Here is an 18,646-nt window from a genome sequence, read left to right as displayed (position 1 = left end):
CCTCCTCCGCAGTGCCACCGCGCCAGCCTAACATCCCTACCTACCGGTCGGTTGCCAACCTTCCGATCGGTAGGCTAGCGTCATGCTCCCTACCGACCGGAAGGTCGGGAAGATCGGAAAGGAGTGCCCGATGACGTTGGCAGAGGGTGTGGTGGCACCGGGATTCGAGCCGGTGCGGGAGGCGTTCGAGCGGAACTTCGCGGACGGCGGGGAGGTGGGCGCCGGGCTCACCGTCTACCGGCACGGCGAGCCGGTGGTCGACCTCTGGGGCGGCTGGGCCGACCCCGCGACGCGCCGCCCCTGGCGCCGCGACACGATCGCCCCCCTCGCCTCCACCTGCAAGACCTTCGCCTCCGGCGCGCTCCTGCTGCTCGCCGAGCGGGGCCGGGTCGATCTGGAGGCGCCGGTGGCGCGCTACTGGCCGGAGTTCGCCCGGCAAGGCAAGGACGAGATCACCGTACGCACGCTGCTCGGCCACCGAGCCGGGCTGCCGAGCCTGCACATGCGCCCGATCACCTGGGAGGACCTGCGGGACTGGACACCGATCACCGAGGCCCTCGCGGCGGCGGCCCCCGAATGGCCGCCGGGCACCGCGCACGGCTACCACGGCGTGACCATCGGCCACCTCGCAGGCGAGATCGTCCGCCGGGTCTCCGGGCTCACCCTGAGCGAGTTCCTGGCCAGGGAGATCACCGGGCCGCTCGGGCTGGACTGCTACGTCCGCGTGCCGGACGCGGCGATGCCGCGGCTGGCCACGATGGTGGTCCCCGACGCGGAGGCGGTGCGCCTGGGCATGGAGGTGCCGGAGCTGGCCGAGTTCGTCGAGGCGTTGCACGATCCCGGCACCCTGACGTACCGGGCCCTGTACGGCAGCGTCGCCATCGGCTGGGACACGACCAACGAGCGGCGCACGTACGAGGTCGAGAGCCCGTCCATGGACGGCGTCGCCTCGGCCCACTCCCTGGCCCGCTACTTCGCCGCCCTGATCGGCGAGGTCGGCGGCGTCCGGCTGCTGAGCCGGGACCTTCTCGACCGGGTGCGCACCCCGCAGGCCGACGGGATCGACCGGATCCTGCGGGTGCGCACCGCCTGGGGCATCGGGTTCGCGGTGCCGGGCGGCCCGTTCTGGCCCGCTCCCGAGCACCTCACCGGGCTGTTCGGCCAGAGCGGCGCCACCGGCTCCTTCGCCTTCGCCGACCCGGACCGCGGCCTGGCCTTCGGCTACGTGCCCAACCGCGGCTCCGAGCTGCTGGAAGGCGGCGACTTCCGGGTCCGTACGCTGATCGAGGCCCTCTATCGGGCCCCGCTGTAGCGGCGCGGCAGGATCATCACGGGGTTGTCGTCGAGGATCACGTCCGGCGGGCCGAACTGCGCCGCGACCTCCCTGATCTCCGGCTCGTCGAGCATCAGCAGCCGCCCCTGCTCCACGAACAGCTCCCCGTCCACGACCACGGTCGGCCGGTCCACCTGGCAGTCGCAGTGGGCGAAGCCGGGCCCCGACTTGACCGGCACACCGTCGGTCAGACCGTCGAGGCCGCAGTAGAACGCCCCGGCGTGCTTCTCCCGCTCGAACTGCGTGCCGCCGGACAGGCGCACCTTCGGGTTCAGCCCGAACAGGCCGTGCCGCATGTAGAAGCCGCCGGGACAGTAGCGGCGCAGCTGCTCGGCGGCGACCCCGCCCTCGACCTTGCGGACCAGGTTGCCCTCGAGCGTGATGCGCAGGGGCTCCTCCGGCACGCCGGTGACCGTGGAGTCCTCGACGACGAGCACGCCCTCGGTGTCGGTCGGCCAGAAGTTGGCACCCCCGTACGGGAAGGGCCGCCAGTCGCCGGGCCGCAGCGCGCCCGGGTCGGGGTCGAAGGCCGGCCCGGAGAACGTCACGTCGGTCCCGCGCCCGGACGTCACCCGGATCGACGTCGCCGCGGACAGCTGCCGCAGCGCCCGCCGCAGCAGCGCGTAGAAGACCTCGGCGGGCAGCCGGCCGCCGGTCAGCAGCGCGCCGGCCGTGGCGGTCATGTGCAGGGACAGGAAGCGGGAGGAGCGGGACTTGATCTGGTCGAAGAACAGCGGCGCCGTGTGCACCTCGCCCCACCAGGTGCCGCTGATCACGACGTCGGCCTCGTGGAAGGCGGCCGTCTCGATTCCCAGCGGCGCCTCCCGGTCCCACCCGCCGGCGCTGAACGGCGGCACCGACAGGATGCGCACGTCCGCGTCCCGCAGGGCCGCCGCCGCGGCGATGGCCTGGACGACGACCGGATCCACGGTGTGCTCCATCAGCAGCAGGACACGCTCACCGGGTGCGAGCCGCACGTATTCGCACAGATTGCGCACGCCGGGCATCAACTCGACGATCGAGTACGGGGCCGCGGCCGGCTCGGCGACGTAGGTGAAGGGCGATCCGGCGTACGGGTTGATCGTCATGCGCGCTCCCTGCGTGACGTGCGGCGAGTGTCCGGGCCGGCGGCGGGCCGGCCGACAACGTAGAGCGGTACCCAGCGCGCGCTGCGGCACCGCCCGCCTTTCCCATCCCCTGACCTGCCAATACAGTCCCCTTTGTGCTTTTCGGCAGATCGGCGGAGACCGCCGCCATCGACGACGTGATCTCCCGGGCCCGCGACGGCGCCGGCGCGGCCCTCGTGCTGCGCGGAGAGGCGGGCGTGGGCAAGACGGCCCTGCTCGACCTGGCCGCCTCCCGGGGCGGCTCCATGCGGGTGCTCAGGACGACCGGCGTCGAGCCCGAGTCCGACCTGGCCTTCGCCGCCCTGCACCAGCTGCTGCGCCCGGTGGCCGGGCTGCTGGACCCGCTGCCGGAGCCGCAGCGCGAGGCCGTGCGCGGGGCGCTCGGACTGGCCGGGTCCGCGTCCGGGGACCGGTTCCTGCTGGCAGCGGGGGTGGTGTCGCTGCTGGCCGAGGCCGCCGCGCCGGACGGGCTGATCTGCGTGGTGGACGACTTCCAGTGGGTGGACCGGGCCTCGGCGGACGCGCTGCTGTTCGCCGCCCGGCGGCTGGGCACGGAGCGGATCGCGATGCTCCTGGCCGTACGGGGGGACGCGCCGGTGAAGGGGGTGCCGTCGGTGGAGCTCGGCGGGCTGCCGGAACCGGCGGCGACCCAACTGCTGGAGGCCGGCGCCGGCGAGCGGCCCGGACCCGCGGGGGGCACGGCGACCGAGACCGGTGCCGCGGCGGGCGCCGGGGTCGCGGCGGGGGTCAAGCGGGAGCTCGTGGCGCTGACCAGGGGCAACCCGCTGGCCCTGCGCGAGACCGTACGGCTGCTGAGTCCCGGGCAGCTCGCCGGCCGCGAGCCGCTGCCGGACCCGCTGCCCGGCGGCAGCCGGCTCTTCGGCGACCAGGTCGCCGCGCTGCCGGAGCCGGTCCGTCTGGTCGCCCTGCTCGCGGCCGTCGAAGGCGACCTCGACCTGGTGCTGCGCGCCGCGGCCCGGATGGGCGCGGACCGGGCGGCGCTGCACGAGCTGGAGGCGGCCGGGCTCGCGCACGTCTCCGGCCCGGCCGTGCGCTTCCGCCACCCCCTCATCCGCTCGGCCGTCCACGAGGCCGCGACCCCGGCGGGCCGCCGCGAGGCGCACGCCGTGCTGGCCGAACTCGCCGACGGCGACCGCCGTGCCTGGCACCTGGCGGCCGCCGCGCTCGGCCAGGACGAGGGCGTCGCCGCCGCGCTGGCCGAGACCGCCGCCCGGGCCCGCGACCGGGGCGGGTACGGCGACGCCGCCACCGCCCTGGTCAGGGCCGCCGAGCTCACCCCGGAGCCGCCGCTCAGGGCGGCCCGCCTGAAGGACGCCGCGGTCGCCGCCTGGCTCGGCGGCCGTCCCGGCCAGGCGGAGTCCCTGCTGGCCGAGGCCCGCGAGCGCGCGGGGGCGGACGCCGCGCTGGGCATGGAGATCGCCCAGCTGCGCGGCCGGTTCGAGCTGAACTCGGGCAGCGCCGCCGAGGCCGTGCGGATCCTGGCCGCCGGCGAGAGCCTGGGCATGCTGGCCGACGCCTCGGAGGCGGCCTCGTACGCGGGCGACACGGCGGCCATCGTGGAGATCGGGCGGCGGGCGCAGGCGTACCCCGAGGGGTTCCTGCGCGACGTGCTGGCGGGCATCGGCGCCATGCTCTCCGGGGCGGCCGGCGGGCACGACCTGCTCAGGCGGGCGCTCGGGCGGACGGACGAGCTGACGGAGGCGGCCGAGTTCCTGTGGGCGTCGGCGGCGGCCAGCTACCTGGGCGAGGCCGACCTGTCGGGGGAGCTGGCCGGGCGGGCCGGCCGGGTGGCCAGGGTGTCGGGGATGGTCGGGCAGCTCCCCGTGGTGCTGGAGTTCGTGGCCACCGGCGAGCGGTTCGCCGGGCGGCTGGCGGAGAGCCGGGCCCTCTCGGAGGAGGGGCTGGAGCTGGCCCGCGAGGCCGGGTACGCCAACACGGTGGCCGCGCACCTGGCCAACCTGGCGGTCCTGGCGGCGCTGCGGGGCGAGGAGGAGGAGTGCCGCCGGCACGCCCGGGAGGCGCTGGCCATCGCCGTCCCCCACCGGGTGGGGCTGCGGGTCGGCGTGGCCGCGTACGCGCTGGCCATGCTGGATTTGGGACTGGGCCGGTTCGCCGCGGCGCACGACCGGTTCGCCGCGATCGTGGCGGCGGGTCCCGGAGCCGGCCATCCGACCGTGGTGTGGCGCTCGACGCCCGACCGGATCGAGGCCGCCCTGGGCGCGGGCGACGTGGCGGCCGCCGGCGCGGCGCTGGAGGCGTACGAGCGGTGGTCGGCCAACGCGGGCACCGCGGAGTCGCGCGCCCTGCTGGCCCGGTGCCGCGCGATGGTCGCACCCGGCGAGGGCGACTTCGAGGAGGCGCTGCGGCTGCACGCGAACCCGTTCGAGGCGGCCAGGACCGGCCTGCTGCTGGGCGAGCGACTGCGCCGCGCGCACCGGCCGGGCGAGGCGCGCCCGCACCTGAGGGCGGCGCTGGAGACGTTCCGGCAGGCCGGCGCGGAGCCGTGGGCCCGCCGCGCGCACGGCGAGCTGCGCGCGGCGGGCGAGAGCGCGCAGGACCCGGGCGGCTCGGTGCTGGACGCGCTGACCCCGCAGGAGCGGCGCATCGCCGGGCTGGTCGCCGACGGGCTGTCCAGCAAGGAGATCGCCGCGCAGCTCTTCCTGAGCCCCCGGACGGTCGAGTACCACCTGTACAAGATCTATCCGAAGCTCGGCATCGGTACCCGTACTGAGCTGGCGCGGCTAGTAGTTCTACGGAAGGCACCTGTGGCCGGACAGGACATGCTCTGAGCATGCAACCGAACATCTGGAGCGAGGAGTTCGGCGCCGCCACCGACGCGCCGATCGTGTTGATCATGGGTTCGATGTCGCAGGGGATCCTGTGGCCGGACGAGTTCGTCGGCAGGCTGACGGCCGGGGGCCGCCGGGTGATCCGGTACGACCACCGCGACACCGGCAGGTCCGGCACCGTCGATTTCGCGAAGGAGCCGTACACGTGGGACGACATCAAGGACGACGTGCTGCGGGTGATGGACGCGCACGGGCTGGAGAGCGCGCATCTGGTCGGCCACTCGGCGGGCGGGCTGCTCGGGCAGCTGATCGCGGTCGAGCGGCCGGAGCGCGTGCGGACGCTCACCGTCATCGGCTCCTCGCCGCTCGGCGGCGGTGAGGGCCAGGTGATCATGCGGGCGCTGATGGGGCAGCCGCAGCCGGAGGGCAGCCTGCCGGAGCCGGCGCCGCAGTTCGTGGACTTCTTCCGGGCGATGATCGCCGCCCCGCCGCCGGCGGACCGGCGGGAGCGGATCGACGGCATGATCGCCGAGCAGCGCGTGCTGCACGGGACCGCGCTGCCGTTCGACGAGGACGCGGCCCGCCGCCTGCAGGAGCGGATCTACGACCGGGCCCGCGACCTGGACGCCGTGGCCAACCACCGCCTGGCCGCGATGGCCCGGCCCGATTTCGAGCCGGTGGGCGTGCTGCACCTGGTCAAGGCGCCCACCCTGGTCATCGAGGGCACCCACGAGCCGGCCAAGCCCGGCCACGGCGCGCTCATCGCGGAGGCGATCCCGGGAGCGCGGCTGATGATGGTCGAGGGCATGGGGCACACGCTGCCGCCGGAGGTGCACGAGGAGCTGGCCGCGGCCGTCCTCGCGCACACCGCCGGCTGACGCCCTAGAGCAGCTTCTCGATCGCCGAGACGACCGCCGGGTCGTCGGGGGTGGTGCGGGGGCGGAAGCGGGCCACGACCCGGCCCTCGCCGTCCACCAGGAACTTCTCGAAGTTCCACTGGACGTCGCCGGCCGCCCCCTCCCCGTCCGGGGCCTGCGTGAGCTCCGCGTAGAGCGGGTGGCGGCCGGGGCCGTTGACGTCGGCCTTCTCCAGCAGCGGGAAGTCCACGCCGTACGTGGCGGCGCAGAACTGCTGGATCTCCTCGGCCGTGCCGGGCTCCTGGCCGGCGAACTGGTTGCAGGGCATGCCGATCACCGTGAAGCCGCGCGGGCCGTACTGCCGGTGCAGCTCGACCAGCGCGGTGTACTGCGGGGTGAGGCCGCACCGGGAGGCCACGTTGACGATGAGGGCGGGCTTGCCGGCCGCCAGCTCGCCCAGGGTCGTGGGGGCGTCCGTGAGGGTGCGAAGCGGGATGTCGCTGAGGCTCATGTTCCGACCCTACAGAACGAGTCAGGCCAGAATTGTGACGCACCCCTCATTTTTCCGACATATCCCCAGAAGGAGGTATATATCGAGATCTTTACTGACGATCTACCTTTTCATCATCAATTCGCTGTAAAGGGAACCCATCGGGCAGGGTGGCGCGGTCCACGAACCCCCTCGAAAGGGAACCCGCATGCCCATGCTCCGCCGTACCGGCGTCCTGGTCCTGACCGCCACACTCGTGGCGGCGGGCGGCGCCCCGGCCGCGCAGGCGCAGAGCTCCCAGACCAGCGGCAGGAACAAGTCCATCGCCAAGGCCATGGTGGCCCAGCGAGGCTGGGACAAAGCCCACTTCAGGTGCCTGGTCCTGCTCTGGTCAAGAGAGAGCGGCTGGAACCACCGCGCCGGCAACCGCTCGGGCGCCTACGGAATCCCGCAGGCGCTCCCGGGGCACAAGATGGCCTCGTCGGGCCGCGACTGGCGGACCAACCCCCGCACCCAGATCAGGTGGGGCCTCGGCTACATCAAGCAGCGGTACGGGACGCCGTGTCGCGCCTGGGCGCACTTCCAATCCCACCGTTGGTACTGAGCCAAACCCCAGGCTTGTCCGCGTTTTCCGGCAAGGCCCGCCCATTTGGGTGGCGGACCGCGCAATACCGGTCCAGCGAACGGACCCTTTATCCGCAACGATCACACAAACACCTGTCCTTCGCGTGTCTTGGTGTATGACCCGCGGTGACCGCGCGTAATAGGAATCGTGCTAGAGGACACGTCGCGGCGCCCTCCGGGCCGCCCAGCACGACCGGGCGGACACAGGATCCCGGAGGGCCGCGCGGACCCTCCACGTCCGAGCCACGGACGCGGACCGGCAGGGCGCCCGTCGAGGGCGCCCGTCCGCACGCGACCCGACAGCGAGGATCACATTGGACGGCAAACGCGCGATAAGCGGCACCATTATCTCTTTCACCGCGGTCACCGCCTTCGGCGCCACCGCACCGGCCAGGGCCGAGAGCGTCGAGAGCGGGCCACCGATCAAGACCCGGACCTGGACCACGTCAGCGCAACCCAAGATGTCGGCCGTGCGGCCGGCCAGCAGGAACAAGAAGATCGCCCTTGACCACGTCGTCCAGCGGGCCTGGAACTACCGGGAATTCCGCTGCCTGGACGCCCTGTGGACCCGGGAGAGCAACTGGAACCACCGGGCCCTCAACCACTCGTCGGGCGCGTACGGCATCCCGCAGGCCCTTCCGGCCGGCAAGATGCGCGGCGCGGGCCACGACTGGAAGTCCAATCCGGAGACGCAGATCCGGTGGGGCCTGGCCTACATCAAGGGGAGGTACGGCAGGCCGTGCGGCGCCTGGGGGCATTGGAGATCGCACAACTGGTACTAGCCGGCTCCGGAGGGCACCCGGGGCAGCTCACCGGGTGCCCTCCCGACGCCCCGCATGGGCCTCGATCGCCGTGATCAGCAACTCCAGCCCGAAGTCGAACTCGGCCTCGTGGTCGCACTCGGCGAGCAGGTCCGCCAGCGAGCTCACTTCGGGGAACAGCGCCGGATCGACCCCGTCGGCCTTGATCGTCCGGGTCTGGACCGGCGCGAACGTGGGCGTCACGCCGACCTCGCGCAGCAGCGAGCCCACGATGTAGGCGATGAACATGCGCAACATCCGCACCGCGTCCGCGCCGTCGAACCCGGCACTGCGCAGCGTGGCCAGCGCCCGCTCGACGGGCAGCAGGCCGGCGGCCGAGTGGAGCTGGCGGCTGACCACGAGCATGGTGGAGCGCGGGTGGTGGTGGGCGATCTGCCGGAAGGCCCGCGCCTGCATCCGCACCCGGTCGGTCCAGTGCGCGTCGGGGTCGTCGGTGAACTCGATCTTGCTCAGCACCGCCTCGGCCACCCCGTTGAGCAGGGCGTCCTTGTTGGGCACGTGGTTGTAGAGCGACATGACGCCCACCCCGAGCTCGGCCGCGATGCGCCGCATGGAGACCGCGTCGGCGCCCTCCCGCTCGATCAGGTCGATGGCCGTGGCGACGATGCGTCCTCGGGAGAGAGGCTCGGATGGCATAGCTCATTCTATTGACTGACGTACGGCGTACCTGCAAGCTCGAAACACGGACGTACGGTGTACGTAACCCCCCTCGGAGGTCCCATGTCGACCCACGATCTCTACACCATCCCCCCGGAGCTCTCCACCTGGGACGTCGAGATGTCCGGAAGCAGCCGGTTCACCTGGGAGTACGACGACGGCCGGGACCGGATGCTGGCCTTGTACCAGAAGGGCAAGGACAAGCAGTGGGACTCCACCAAGCGCATCGACTGGGACCTGGAGGTGGACCCGTACAACGTGCTCGGGATCCCCGACCAGACCATCGCCATCTACGGCACCCCGCTCTGGGACCGGATGGACGACAAGATGCGCAGGGACGTGCGGCTGCACGGCGCGGCCTGGCAGTTCTCCCAGTTCCTGCACGGAGAGCAGGGCGCGATGATCTGCTCGGCCAAGATCGTGGAGTCGGTGCCCGACCTGGACTCGAAGTTCTACGCGGCCACGCAGACCATGGACGAGGCCCGCCACGCCGAGACCTACGCCCGGTTCCTGCAGGAGAAGGTGGGCCTGGCGTACCCGATCAACGAGCACCTGAAGGCGCTGCTCGACAGCACGCTGAGCGACTCGCGCTGGGACATGCCGTACCTGGGGATGCAGGTCCTCATCGAGGGGCTGGCGCTGGCGGCGTTCGGGGTCATGCGCGACATCACCACCAAGCCGCTGCCCAAGCAGATCCTCGCGTACGTCATGCAGGACGAGGCCAGGCACGTCGCGTTCGGGCGCATGGCGCTGCGCGACTACTACGGGAACCTGTCCGGGAGCGAGCTGCGCGAGCGCGAGGACTTCGTCATCGAGGGCTGCTACCTCATGCGCGACCGCCTGCGCGGCCGGGAGACCTGGGAGCACCTGGGCCTGTCGAAGGCCGAGGTCGCGGAGGCCATGGAGGCCACGGACAGGTCCGAGTACCTGCGGCTGTTCAGGTCGCTGCTGTTCAGCCGGATCGTGCCGTGCGTCAAGGACATCGGGCTGTGGAGCCCGCGGCTGCAGGCGGCGTACGCGGAGATGGGCGTGCTGGAGATGGCCGGGCAGTCGCTGGAGGCGCTGATGCGCCAGGACGAGGACATCGCCGAGCAACTGGACGCGGCCCGCTTCGCCGAGGAGGAGGCCGAGCGGCACGCGGAAGTGGCCGAGACGATCGCGCTCGGCACCGAATCCTGAACGCGTCGCCGCGATCTTCGGCAGACTGGGTGGGATGCGGCAGATTCTCACCTATCGCGACGCCGTGGTGCTGCTCGGCGGCCCGAGCCGGCTCACGAACGTGCTGGACAAGGCGTCGTCCCTGGCGCTGTTCGGCACGGGCGGCATCGACCTGTTCGACGCCCGCGCCGAGGCGGTCCGGCTGGGCGACGCCTTCCTCCGCGGGCTGCGCGACAAGGTGAAGGGCCTGAGCCGCCACGACACGACGCAGCGGCTGGCGGCGGCGCACACGGTCATCGTGATCGCCGCCTACCTCGAGGTGCTCGCCGAGGTGGACGTGCTGCGCGAGCTCACCCCCGAGGACCAGCGCAGGATCACCGGGATCGACGGTTTCGGGCGACTCCTGGCGGATTCCACCATGCCGATGCCCAGCCCGGCACTCCCGTACGAGAGGGTGCTGGAGGAGCTCTCACTCCACTACGAGATGCTCACCAACCAGCTGCTCGCCTTCCTGACCGGGCTGGCCTTCTGGGAGTCCTGGGACGACACCACGCAGGGACGGCTGGGCCAGGAGATCGCTCCTCGGGCTGTGCGCCGCTACGAGGAGTCCTTCCGCCGGCTCGTCGCCGAGTTCCCCGAGGTGGCCTGCTGGTCCGATCGCGTCGATCACCAGGCCACCCGGGAGGAGGTCAGGAGCCTGGCGCGGGGGCTGGCGGGAATCCAGGAGCAGCTGGCCAGGATCCCGGCGACCCGCGGCCCGTCCGACCGGCTGGCGTCGCTGATCCGGTCGAACCAGGCCGCCCTCCGGCGCCCGATCGTCTCCTCGTCCAGGACACCGGCCGGGATGACGATCCCCTTCCTTGACGAAGGCTACGTCAACCCCGGCTTCCGCCTGCTCACGCCCGACTCGCGCCACCTGGTCGCCTCGGAGGCCACCTGGGCCAGGCACCCGCGCCGTCACGACCTGGACGCCTTCCTGGCCGGCCATCTCACGCTCCCGCAGGCCACCGAGGCGCCGCTCCTCGTGCTCGGCCAGCCGGGCGCGGGCAAGTCCGTGCTGACGCGGGTGCTCGCGGCCCGGCTGCCCGCGGAGGAGTTCCTCCCGCTCAGGGTGGAGCTGCGCGGCGTCCCCGCCGACGGCGACGTGCTGGCGCAGATCGAGCACGGCATCAGGGCCGCCCTGGACGAGGCGATGTCCTGGCCCGACTTCGTGCACGCGGCCGGGGGCGCGCTGCCGGTGGTCATGCTGGACGGGTTCGACGAGCTCCTCCAGGCCACCGGGGTCAACCAGACCGACTACCTGGAGCGGGTCGCCCAGTTCCAGCACGCCCAGGCGGAGCGGGGCCGGGCGCTGGCGGTCGTCGTCACCTCCAGGACCCTGGTCGCGGACCGGGCGCGGCTGCCCGGGGGCTCGTACGTGGTGCGGCTGGAGCCCTTCGACGACGACCAGATCCACCTGTGGGTCACCACCTGGAACCACGCCAACTCCGGCTATTTCCGGGAACGCAGCCTGGAGCCGCTGCCGGTGGACCGGGTGCTGGCCGTCCCGGCGCTCGCCGAGCAGCCCCTGCTCCTGCTCATGCTGGCCCTGTACGACGCCGACGCGAACGCGCTGCGGCTCATGCGCGAGGACCTCCACGAGGCGGAGCTGTACGAACGGCTGCTGACGGGGTTCGCCGCCCGCCAGGTCCGCAAGTCCGACGAGCACCTCGCGGACGCGGAGCTGGAACGCGCGGTGGAGGACGAGCTGCTGCGCCTGTCGATCACCGCGTTCGCGATGTTCAACCGCGGCCGGCAGTGGGTCATGGAGGACGACCTCGAGGCCGACCTCCGCGCGTTGCTGCCCGCGGCGCAGGAGACCACGCAGCAGGCCCACGGTTTCCGCCGCCCGCTGACCAGAGCCGAAGGCGTCATCGGCGGCTTCTTCTTCGTCCACACGACCCAGGCCCTGCGGGATCAGCAGCGGCTCAAGACCTACGAGTTCCTGCACGCCACGTTCGGCGAGTACCTGGTCGCCCGCCTGGTCGTCAGGGAGCTGGCCGACCTGGCCGAGGAGCTGGCGTCCGCCGAGTCGCGCCGCCGCCCCGCCAGGCCGGACGACGCCTACCTGCACGCGCTGCTGTCCTTCGCGGGCCTGACCGTCCGCGCCCCCACCGTGGACTTCCTCGAGTACGGCATCGAGCGCCTGATCCCCGCCGACCGGCGCGCGCTGCTGACGCGGCACCTGTGCGAGCTGTTCTCGCAGTCCCTGATGGCCCGTCCCGGGTCCGCCTACGACGCCTACCAGCCGGCACGGATCGAGGTGACCGCCCGGTGCGCCGTCCACAGCGCCAACCTCCTGCTGCTCGCCCTGCTGTCGTCGGGCGCGCCGATCCCGGGGACCGAGCTGTTCCGCGTCGAGCAGCCGGAGCCGGCGAACGAGTTGTGGCGCCGGATCGCCCGGCTGTGGCACTCGCAGCTCGTCCGGGCGGAGTGGGAGTCGCTCACCCGCACGGTCAGGGTCCGTCATTTCCTGCGCGACGGGACGCGGATGATGGTGGTCGCCGTCGAGCGGAACCCCTTCATCGACTCACAGGACCTGGTCTTCCACACCTGGCCCTTCGACGCCGTGCCGGAGCAGCTCTACAGGGTGGAGTCGGCGGACTCGACCTGGATGCGCGAGATCTCCTTCCGCGACGACACCTCACTGGGGCATCTCTACGCCGACCTGCTTCCGTATGTGGTGGAGATCGACGACGGACTGGGGGCCTACCCGAGAAGCCCGGTCGCCGACCTGCTGGCGGTCCTGCTGGGCCAGGCTCCGGGTCACTCCCGGTACGAGCGGGCCCTCACTTTCGCGCCGAGCTGGGCCTACGTGGACCGGGTGCTGCGGCAACTGGAGCTGGACGCGTGGGGGATGCCGGGCGCGGAGGTGCTGAACCTGCTGCGCATCGCCTCCTATCGCTGGACCGGGCCGGCTCGCCTGCAGCGCGTCCTCCGCGTCCTGGAGCAGCGCACGGACGTCGATGCGGCGGTGGTGCGGGCGGCGGCCGAGCTAGTCGCGCGGGAGGCGGAGGATCAGCCGAGTTTCCGGCCCTTCTCCGATGCCGAGATCGCCGCCATGGGAGCGGGCGATGTCGCGGGCGATCGGGAGCCCTAGGCCGCTTCCCCCGGCGTCCCTGGAGCGGGTCCGGTTGAGCCGGGTGAACCGCTCGAACACGCACTCCCGCAACTCCTCCGGGATCCCCGGCCCGTCGTCCACCACCTCCAGCACCGCGTCGTTCCCGCGGGTCAGCACACTGACCCTGATGAAGGAGTCCCCGTACCGGTCGGCGTTGGACAGCAGGTTCCCGAACAGGCGGGCCAGCTGCAGCCGGTTGCCCTGGACGAACACGCAGGGCTCGGCCTCCACCGTCACCGGCAGCCGGCAGGTCCGCCGGGCGACCTCCTCCTCCACCAGCCGCCCCAGGTCGACCCGCTCCGCCGCCACCGTCGCCCCGGCGTCCAGCCGGGCCATCATCAGCAGGTCGTGCACGATGTCGGACAGCCGGCGCGCGTCGTCCAGCGCCGCCCGCCAGTCGGCCTCGGTACGCTCCTCCAGCCCCGCCTCCAGCCGTACCATCAGGCCCGTGATCGGGGCGCGCAGCTCGTGGGAGGCGTCGGAGACGAAGCGCCGGTGCCGCTCGACGGCGTCCTCCAGCCGGGACAGCGTGTCGTTGACGGTGGTGGCGAGCTCGGCGACCTCGTCGCGGGTGGCGGGCACCTCGACGCGCCGGCTGAGGTCCTCGGCGCTGATCCGTTCGAGCCCCTGGCGGATGCGCTCCACGGGGGCCAGCACGCGGCCGACGCCGTACCAGGTGCCCCAGGCCATCAGCGCCAGGAGCAGCAGCGCCGGGCCGAACAGGAGCGCCGGCAGGAAGGAGGAGCGCAGCAGGAACGGCTCCCGCACCGCCGCGTAGGCGACGATCGGACCGTACACGGTGGCACGGTTGCTGGTGCCGACCACGAGCATGCACCCTTCGGGCTGGCAGACCCGGGCGTCGACCCGTGATTCGCCCCCGGTCGGCCGGGCCCTGGTGAGCGGTGGGCTGCCGGTGAGCCCGCGGCTGGCCGCCACGACGTTGCCGCTCGCGTCCACGATCTGCAGGAGCCCGATGCCCTGCTGCGGTGGGATCGGGCCCGGGAAGCGGTAGGTGTCCACGATCGTCGTGAGGCGCCGGCTGGCGGCGGCCGCCTGGTCCAGGAGGTCGGCGCGGGCCCGTGCGGGGTACACCGCCATGGTGATCGCCACTCCGGTCATGAGCAGGACCCCGAACAACGCCACCGTGGCGATCGTCATCCGGGCCCTGATGGAGCGGCAGTGCACCATGGATCGACTTTGCCACGCAGCGTACAAACCGCAGGTCAAACGGGTGTCGGCCGTCAGCCGTGGAAGCGGCGGTGCAGCTCGCGGACCTCTTCCACCAGCTCGGGCACCGGGCCCTCCACGACCACGCCGGGCGCGACCTCGTTGACCGGCAGCGTGCGCACGGGCGGCGCGGGCACGCCCAGCTCGGCCAGCCAGGCGGACAGCTGGGCCGAGGAGGCGACGAAGACGATCCGCCCCAGGCCCACCCACGCGTGCGCGGCCGCGCACATGGGGCAGTGCTCGCCGGAGGTGTAGACGGTGGCCGCGGCCCGCTCCTCGGGCGTCATGTGCTCGGCCGCCCAGCGGGCGAGCGCGAACTCCGGATGTTGCGTGCGGTCCCCGGACGCGACCCGGTTGTGGTCCTCGGCCAGGACGGCGCCGTCGCCGGAGACCAGCACCGAGCCGAACGGCTCGTCGCCCACCTCCAGGGCCCGCGTGGCGAGCTCGACGCAACGCCGCAGGTGCGGAAGCTCTGCTTGGTCGATCACGGATTCCTCTTCGTCGCAAGGCCGGTTAGGGTCTGCCAGAAATGCACGATCTTTCACGTTTCCCCATGTCACGTACAGGAAACCGACCCTGAGGCCACAGAAAATCGGTTGATCCCACGTATTAGCCTAGAAGGAATGCCTCCCGATACGCACACACCTCGCCGTCCCCTGCTGTCCTCCAACTCCTTGTGGCGGATGAAGTCCTACCTCCGCCCGTACGTCGTCAGATTGGTCATCATCTGGCTGTCCGCGATCGTCGGCATTGGCGTCGGCATCGCCCTGCCGCTCATCAGCGGTGAGATCATCGACGGTCCCGTGGCACACGGCGACTCCGACGCGCTGCTCCCGCTCGGGCTGCTCGCGATCGGCGTCGGCGTCATCGAGGCCCTGCTGATCTTCTTCCGGCGGTGGCTCCAGGTCAAACCGGTGCTCGGCCTGGAGACCGCCATCCGCGACGACCTGTACGAGCACCTGCAGCGCCTGCCCATGGGCTTCCACGGAGACTGGCAGTCCGGGCAGCTGTTATCACGGGCCACGACGGACCTGTCGACGATCCGTCGTTTCCTCGGCTTCGGCATGCTCTTCCTGGTCATGAACATCCTTCAGCTCATCACGGTCACCGTGCTGCTGCTGAACATGTACTGGCCGCTCGGGCTGCTGGTGCTGGCCTCGTCCGTGCCGATCGTGTGGACGTCGCTGCGCTTCGAGAAGCGCTACATCAGGATCTCCCGCCAGGTCCAGGACGAGCAGGGCGACCTCGCCACGCTCGTCGAGGAGTCCGCGCTCGGGATCCGCACGATCAAGGCGTTCGGCCGCCGCCACCACGTCTACGACCGCTACGACGACGCCGCGCTCAAGGTGTACGGCACGTCGATGGACAAGGTGCGGCTGTCCGCCAAGTTCTTCTCCTTCCTGGAGTTCATCCCGAACATCACGCTGGCCCTGGTCCTGCTGCTCGGCGCGCTGGCGGTCGGCTCCGGCGCGCTGACGCTGGGCACCCTGGTGGCCTTCACCACGCTGATGCTGCAGCTCGTCTGGCCCATCGCGAGCCTCGGCTACATCCTGGCCATGGCCCAGGAGGCGATGACCTCCGCCGACCGCCTGATGGAGGTCATGGACACCGTCCCGGCCATCGAGGGCGGCAGCGACACCATCGAGCGGCCGCGCGGCCACCTGCGCTTCGAAGGCGTCGGCTTCGGCTTCGCCGACTCCGAGGAGCCGGTGCTGCGCGACGTCTGGCTGGAGGTCCGGCCGGGCGAGACGGTGGCCATCGTGGGCGCGACCGGGGCGGGCAAGACCACCCTGACCGCGCTGGTGCCCCGGCTGATCGACCCCACCTCGGGCCGGGTCACGATCGACGGGCACGACGTACGCGACCTCGACCTCAAGACGCTGCGCTCGGTGGTGGCGACGGCGTTCGAGGAGCCCACGCTGTTCTCGATGAGCGTGCGCGAGAACCTCACCCTCGGCCGGCTCGACGCCACCGAGGAGGAGCTGGCCGAGGCCATCCAGACGGCGCAGGCCATGTTCGTCTACGACCTGCCGTGGGGCCTCGACACCCGCATCGGCGAGCAGGGCCTGTCCCTGTCGGGCGGCCAGCGGCAGCGGCTCGCCCTGGCCAGGGCCGTGCTGAGCAAGCCGCGGATCCTGGTGCTCGACGACACGCTGTCCGCGCTCGACGTCGAGACCGAGGCCCTGGTGGAGGAGGCGCTGCGGCACGTGCTGCGCGAGGCGACCGGCATCGTGGTCGCCCACCGAGCCTCCACCGTGTTGCTGGCCGACAAGGTGGCGCTGCTGCGCGGCGGCACGATCACCCACGTCGGGCAGCACCAGGAGTTGCTGGCCCAGGTCCCCGAATACCGGGAGCTGCTGGCCCAGGACGCCGACTTCGACGACGCGTCGGAAGGGGCTCTGCGATGACGACCACGGCTCCGGAGACCAAGCCGGACGCGAGGTCCTGGCTCGGCGTCGCCTCCGAGGACCAGGACGAGCTGCCGGACAAGGTGTCCGTGCTGCTGCGGGCCCGCTCGCGGCAGCTGCTCGGCGCGCTGCTCCGCCCGTACCGCAAGAAGATCACGCTGCTCATCCTGATCATCGTGGTCTCCAACGCGGCGGGCCTGTCGATCCCCTTCCTGGTCTCGGTGGGCATCGACGAGGGCATCCCGCCGATCACCCGCGGGTCGGGCGCCGGCGTCCTGATCACCGTGGTCGGGGTGATCCTGGCCGCGGCGGTCACTCAGGCGCTGACCCGGCAGGCGTTCCTGCGGCTGTCGGGCACCATCGGCCAGAGCATCCTGCTGGAGCTGCGCAGGAGGGTGTTCGACCACTTCCAGCGGCTGTCGCTGAACTTCCACGAGAAGTACACCTCCGGGCGCGTCATCTCGCGGCTGACCTCGGACATCGAGGCCATCGCCGAGCTGCTCCAGTCGGGGTTCGACGCGCTGGTCAAGGCCGTGCTGACCATGGTCGGCACGGCGGTGCTGCTGCTGATCCTGGACGTGCACCTCGGCCTGGTGGCGCTGGTCCCGCTGCCGCTGCTGCTGCTGTTCACCAAGTGGTTCCGCCGGCAGTCGGCCATCGTCTACCGGCGTACCCGCGAGACGGTGGCCCTGGTGATCGTGCACTTCGTGGAGTCGATGACCGGCATCCGCGCGGTGCAGGCCTTCCGCAGGGAGCCGCGCAACCAGGAGATCTTCGAGCAGCTCAACGACGACTACCGGGGCGCGAACGCGCGCGGCATGCAGCTCGGCGCCACGTTCATGACCGGCATCAAGCTGATCGGCAACCTGACGATCGGCGGGGTGCTGCTCTACGGCGGCTGGCTGGCCCTGCACGGTGACGTCAAGGTCGGCGTGCTGACGGCTTTCCTGCTGTATCTCCGGCAGTTCTACGAGCCGATGCAGGAGGTCAGCCAGTTCTACAACACGCTGCAGTCGGCCGGCGCGGCGCTGGAGAAGCTGTCGGGCGTGCTGGAGGAGGAGCCCGGCGTCCCCGAGCCGCGCGAGCCGGCGGCGCTGCCCGGCGGCCGGGCGCGCGGCAAGGTGCGCTTCGAGACCGTCGAGTTCTCCTACGTCAAGGAGATGCCGATCCTGCCCCGCCTGGATCTGACGATCCCGGCGGGACAGAGCGTGGCGCTGGTCGGCGCGACGGGTGCGGGCAAGACGACGCTGGCCAAGCTCATCTCCCGCTTCTACGACCCGACCGAGGGCCGCGTGCTGCTCGACGGCGTCGACCTGCGCACGCTCGACGAGCCGACGCTGCGCCAGGCCGTGGTCATGGTGACGCAGGAGAACTTCCTGTTCAGCGGAACGGTCGCGGACAACATCCGGTTCGGCCGGCCCGGCGCCACCGACCGGCAGGTACGCGAGGCGGCCAAGGCCATCGGCGCCCACGAGTTCATCGCGGGCCTGCCCGACGGCTACGAGACCGAGGTGGGCAAGCGCGGCGGCCGCATGTCCGCCGGGCAGCGGCAACTCGTGGCGTTCGCCCGGGCGTTCCTCGCCGACCCGGCCGTGCTGATCCTGGACGAGGCCACCTCCAGCCTCGACGTGCCCAGCGAGCGGCTGGTGCAGCGCGCGCTGCGGACGATCCTCGCGGAGCGGACGGCTCTGATCATCGCGCACCGGTTGTCGACCGTCGAGATCGCCGACCGGGTGCTGGTCATGGAGCGCGGCCGGATCGTCGAGGACGGCCCGCCGGCCCAGCTCATCGCGGCCTCGGGCCGGTTCGCCGGGCTGCACCAGGCCTGGCTGGACAGCCTGAGCTAGTGGAGCGGGCGGGCCGCGGCCACGATGTTCGTGTACAGCTCATATACCACGAACACGGCCAGCGGCACGCCCAGCGCCACCAGTAACCGGCCGGGCAGGTGTGCCCGCGCGCGAGCGGGCACACCTC

At 71.9% G+C, this 18,646-nt stretch carries 14 protein-coding genes; 9 read left to right on the top strand and 5 right to left on the bottom strand.

Annotated elements, in window-relative coordinates; translation table 11 throughout:
• Nucleotides 1-130: 130 nt before the first annotated feature.
• Entirely contained in the window at nt 131-1,312 is a 1,182-nt protein-coding gene (locus AB0J69_RS15915) for a serine hydrolase domain-containing protein (protein WP_364117430.1), read from the top strand.
• Here the strand turns inward: AB0J69_RS15915 and AB0J69_RS15910 are convergent.
• The gene (locus tag AB0J69_RS15910) at nt 1,294-2,421 is read right to left on the bottom strand and encodes a hypothetical protein (protein WP_364117428.1); all 1,128 of its coding nucleotides are present in this window, start codon (nt 2,419-2,421) and stop codon (nt 1,294-1,296) included. The two genes, AB0J69_RS15915 and AB0J69_RS15910, sit on opposite strands and share 19 nt — an antisense overlap.
• A gap of 134 nt (nt 2,422-2,555) precedes the next feature.
• Between AB0J69_RS15910 and AB0J69_RS15905 the strand changes: the two genes are divergently transcribed.
• Both AB0J69_RS15905 and AB0J69_RS15900 read left to right on the top strand, forming a co-directional pair.
• Nucleotides 2,556-5,270, top strand: a complete 2,715-nt coding sequence (locus AB0J69_RS15905; protein ID WP_364117426.1) for an AAA family ATPase — start codon at nt 2,556-2,558, stop codon at nt 5,268-5,270.
• Nucleotides 5,271-5,272: 2 nt separating this feature from the next.
• The gene (locus AB0J69_RS15900; RefSeq protein ID WP_364117424.1) at nt 5,273-6,148 is read left to right on the top strand and encodes an alpha/beta fold hydrolase; all 876 of its coding nucleotides are present in this window, start codon (nt 5,273-5,275) and stop codon (nt 6,146-6,148) included.
• 4 nt (nt 6,149-6,152) lie between these two features.
• On the opposite strand, the gene AB0J69_RS15895 is transcribed toward AB0J69_RS15900, so the two are convergent.
• Nucleotides 6,153-6,638, bottom strand: a complete 486-nt coding sequence (locus AB0J69_RS15895) for a glutathione peroxidase (protein ID WP_364117422.1) — start codon at nt 6,636-6,638, stop codon at nt 6,153-6,155.
• Nucleotides 6,639-6,825: 187 nt separating this feature from the next.
• Between AB0J69_RS15895 and AB0J69_RS15890 the strand changes: the two genes are divergently transcribed.
• Together AB0J69_RS15890 and AB0J69_RS15885 are read left to right on the top strand one after the other, a co-directional pair.
• Complete coding sequence (locus AB0J69_RS15890) at nt 6,826-7,221, top strand: transglycosylase SLT domain-containing protein (protein ID WP_364117420.1); 396 nt, start codon at nt 6,826-6,828, stop codon at nt 7,219-7,221.
• A 334-nt stretch (nt 7,222-7,555) separates the two neighbouring features.
• On the top strand, nt 7,556-8,023 hold the full coding sequence (locus tag AB0J69_RS15885; protein WP_364117418.1) for a transglycosylase SLT domain-containing protein: 468 nt from the start codon (nt 7,556-7,558) through the stop codon (nt 8,021-8,023).
• 27 nt (nt 8,024-8,050) lie between these two features.
• Here AB0J69_RS15885 and AB0J69_RS15880 read toward each other — a convergent pair whose 3' ends face one another.
• Nucleotides 8,051-8,698 carry a TetR/AcrR family transcriptional regulator C-terminal domain-containing protein gene (locus tag AB0J69_RS15880; RefSeq protein ID WP_364117416.1) on the bottom strand — a complete coding sequence of 216 codons (648 nt, stop codon included), beginning with the start codon at nt 8,696-8,698 and terminating at the stop codon, nt 8,051-8,053.
• An 84-nt stretch (nt 8,699-8,782) separates the two neighbouring features.
• Between AB0J69_RS15880 and AB0J69_RS15875 the strand changes: the two genes are divergently transcribed.
• Nucleotides 8,783-9,898 carry a ferritin-like domain-containing protein gene (locus AB0J69_RS15875; RefSeq protein WP_364117415.1) on the top strand — a complete coding sequence of 372 codons (1,116 nt, stop codon included), beginning with the start codon at nt 8,783-8,785 and terminating at the stop codon, nt 9,896-9,898.
• Between the two features lie 34 nt (nt 9,899-9,932).
• A complete protein-coding gene (locus tag AB0J69_RS15870; protein WP_364117413.1) occupies nt 9,933-13,016 on the top strand; it encodes a hypothetical protein in 3,084 nt (1,027 codons plus the stop codon).
• On the opposite strand, the gene AB0J69_RS15865 is transcribed toward AB0J69_RS15870, so the two are convergent.
• Together AB0J69_RS15865 and AB0J69_RS15860 are read right to left on the bottom strand one after the other, a co-directional pair.
• Complete coding sequence (locus AB0J69_RS15865; RefSeq protein WP_364117411.1) at nt 12,912-14,195, bottom strand: ATP-binding protein; 1,284 nt, start codon at nt 14,193-14,195, stop codon at nt 12,912-12,914. The genes AB0J69_RS15870 and AB0J69_RS15865 overlap by 105 nt on opposite strands.
• 83 nt (nt 14,196-14,278) lie before the next feature.
• Nucleotides 14,279-14,752, bottom strand: a complete 474-nt coding sequence (locus AB0J69_RS15860; RefSeq protein WP_364117409.1) for a nucleoside deaminase — start codon at nt 14,750-14,752, stop codon at nt 14,279-14,281.
• Between the two features lie 135 nt (nt 14,753-14,887).
• On the opposite strand from AB0J69_RS15860, the gene AB0J69_RS15855 reads away from it, so the two are divergent.
• Nucleotides 14,888-16,672, top strand: coding sequence for an ABC transporter ATP-binding protein (locus AB0J69_RS15855; RefSeq protein ID WP_364117407.1), 1,785 nt, complete (start codon nt 14,888-14,890; stop codon nt 16,670-16,672).
• Nucleotides 16,669-18,519, top strand: coding sequence for an ABC transporter ATP-binding protein (locus AB0J69_RS15850; RefSeq protein ID WP_364117405.1), 1,851 nt, complete (start codon nt 16,669-16,671; stop codon nt 18,517-18,519). Before AB0J69_RS15855 ends, AB0J69_RS15850 begins: the two co-directional genes overlap by 4 nt.
• Nucleotides 18,520-18,646 lie beyond the last annotated feature (127 nt).

Source organism: Nonomuraea sp. NPDC049709, assembly GCF_040674815.1.
Taxonomy (GTDB): domain Bacteria; phylum Actinomycetota; class Actinomycetes; order Streptosporangiales; family Streptosporangiaceae; genus Nonomuraea.
Note: the sequence above shows the minus strand (reverse complement) of the source record. Positions and strands in the feature narration are given on the sequence as shown.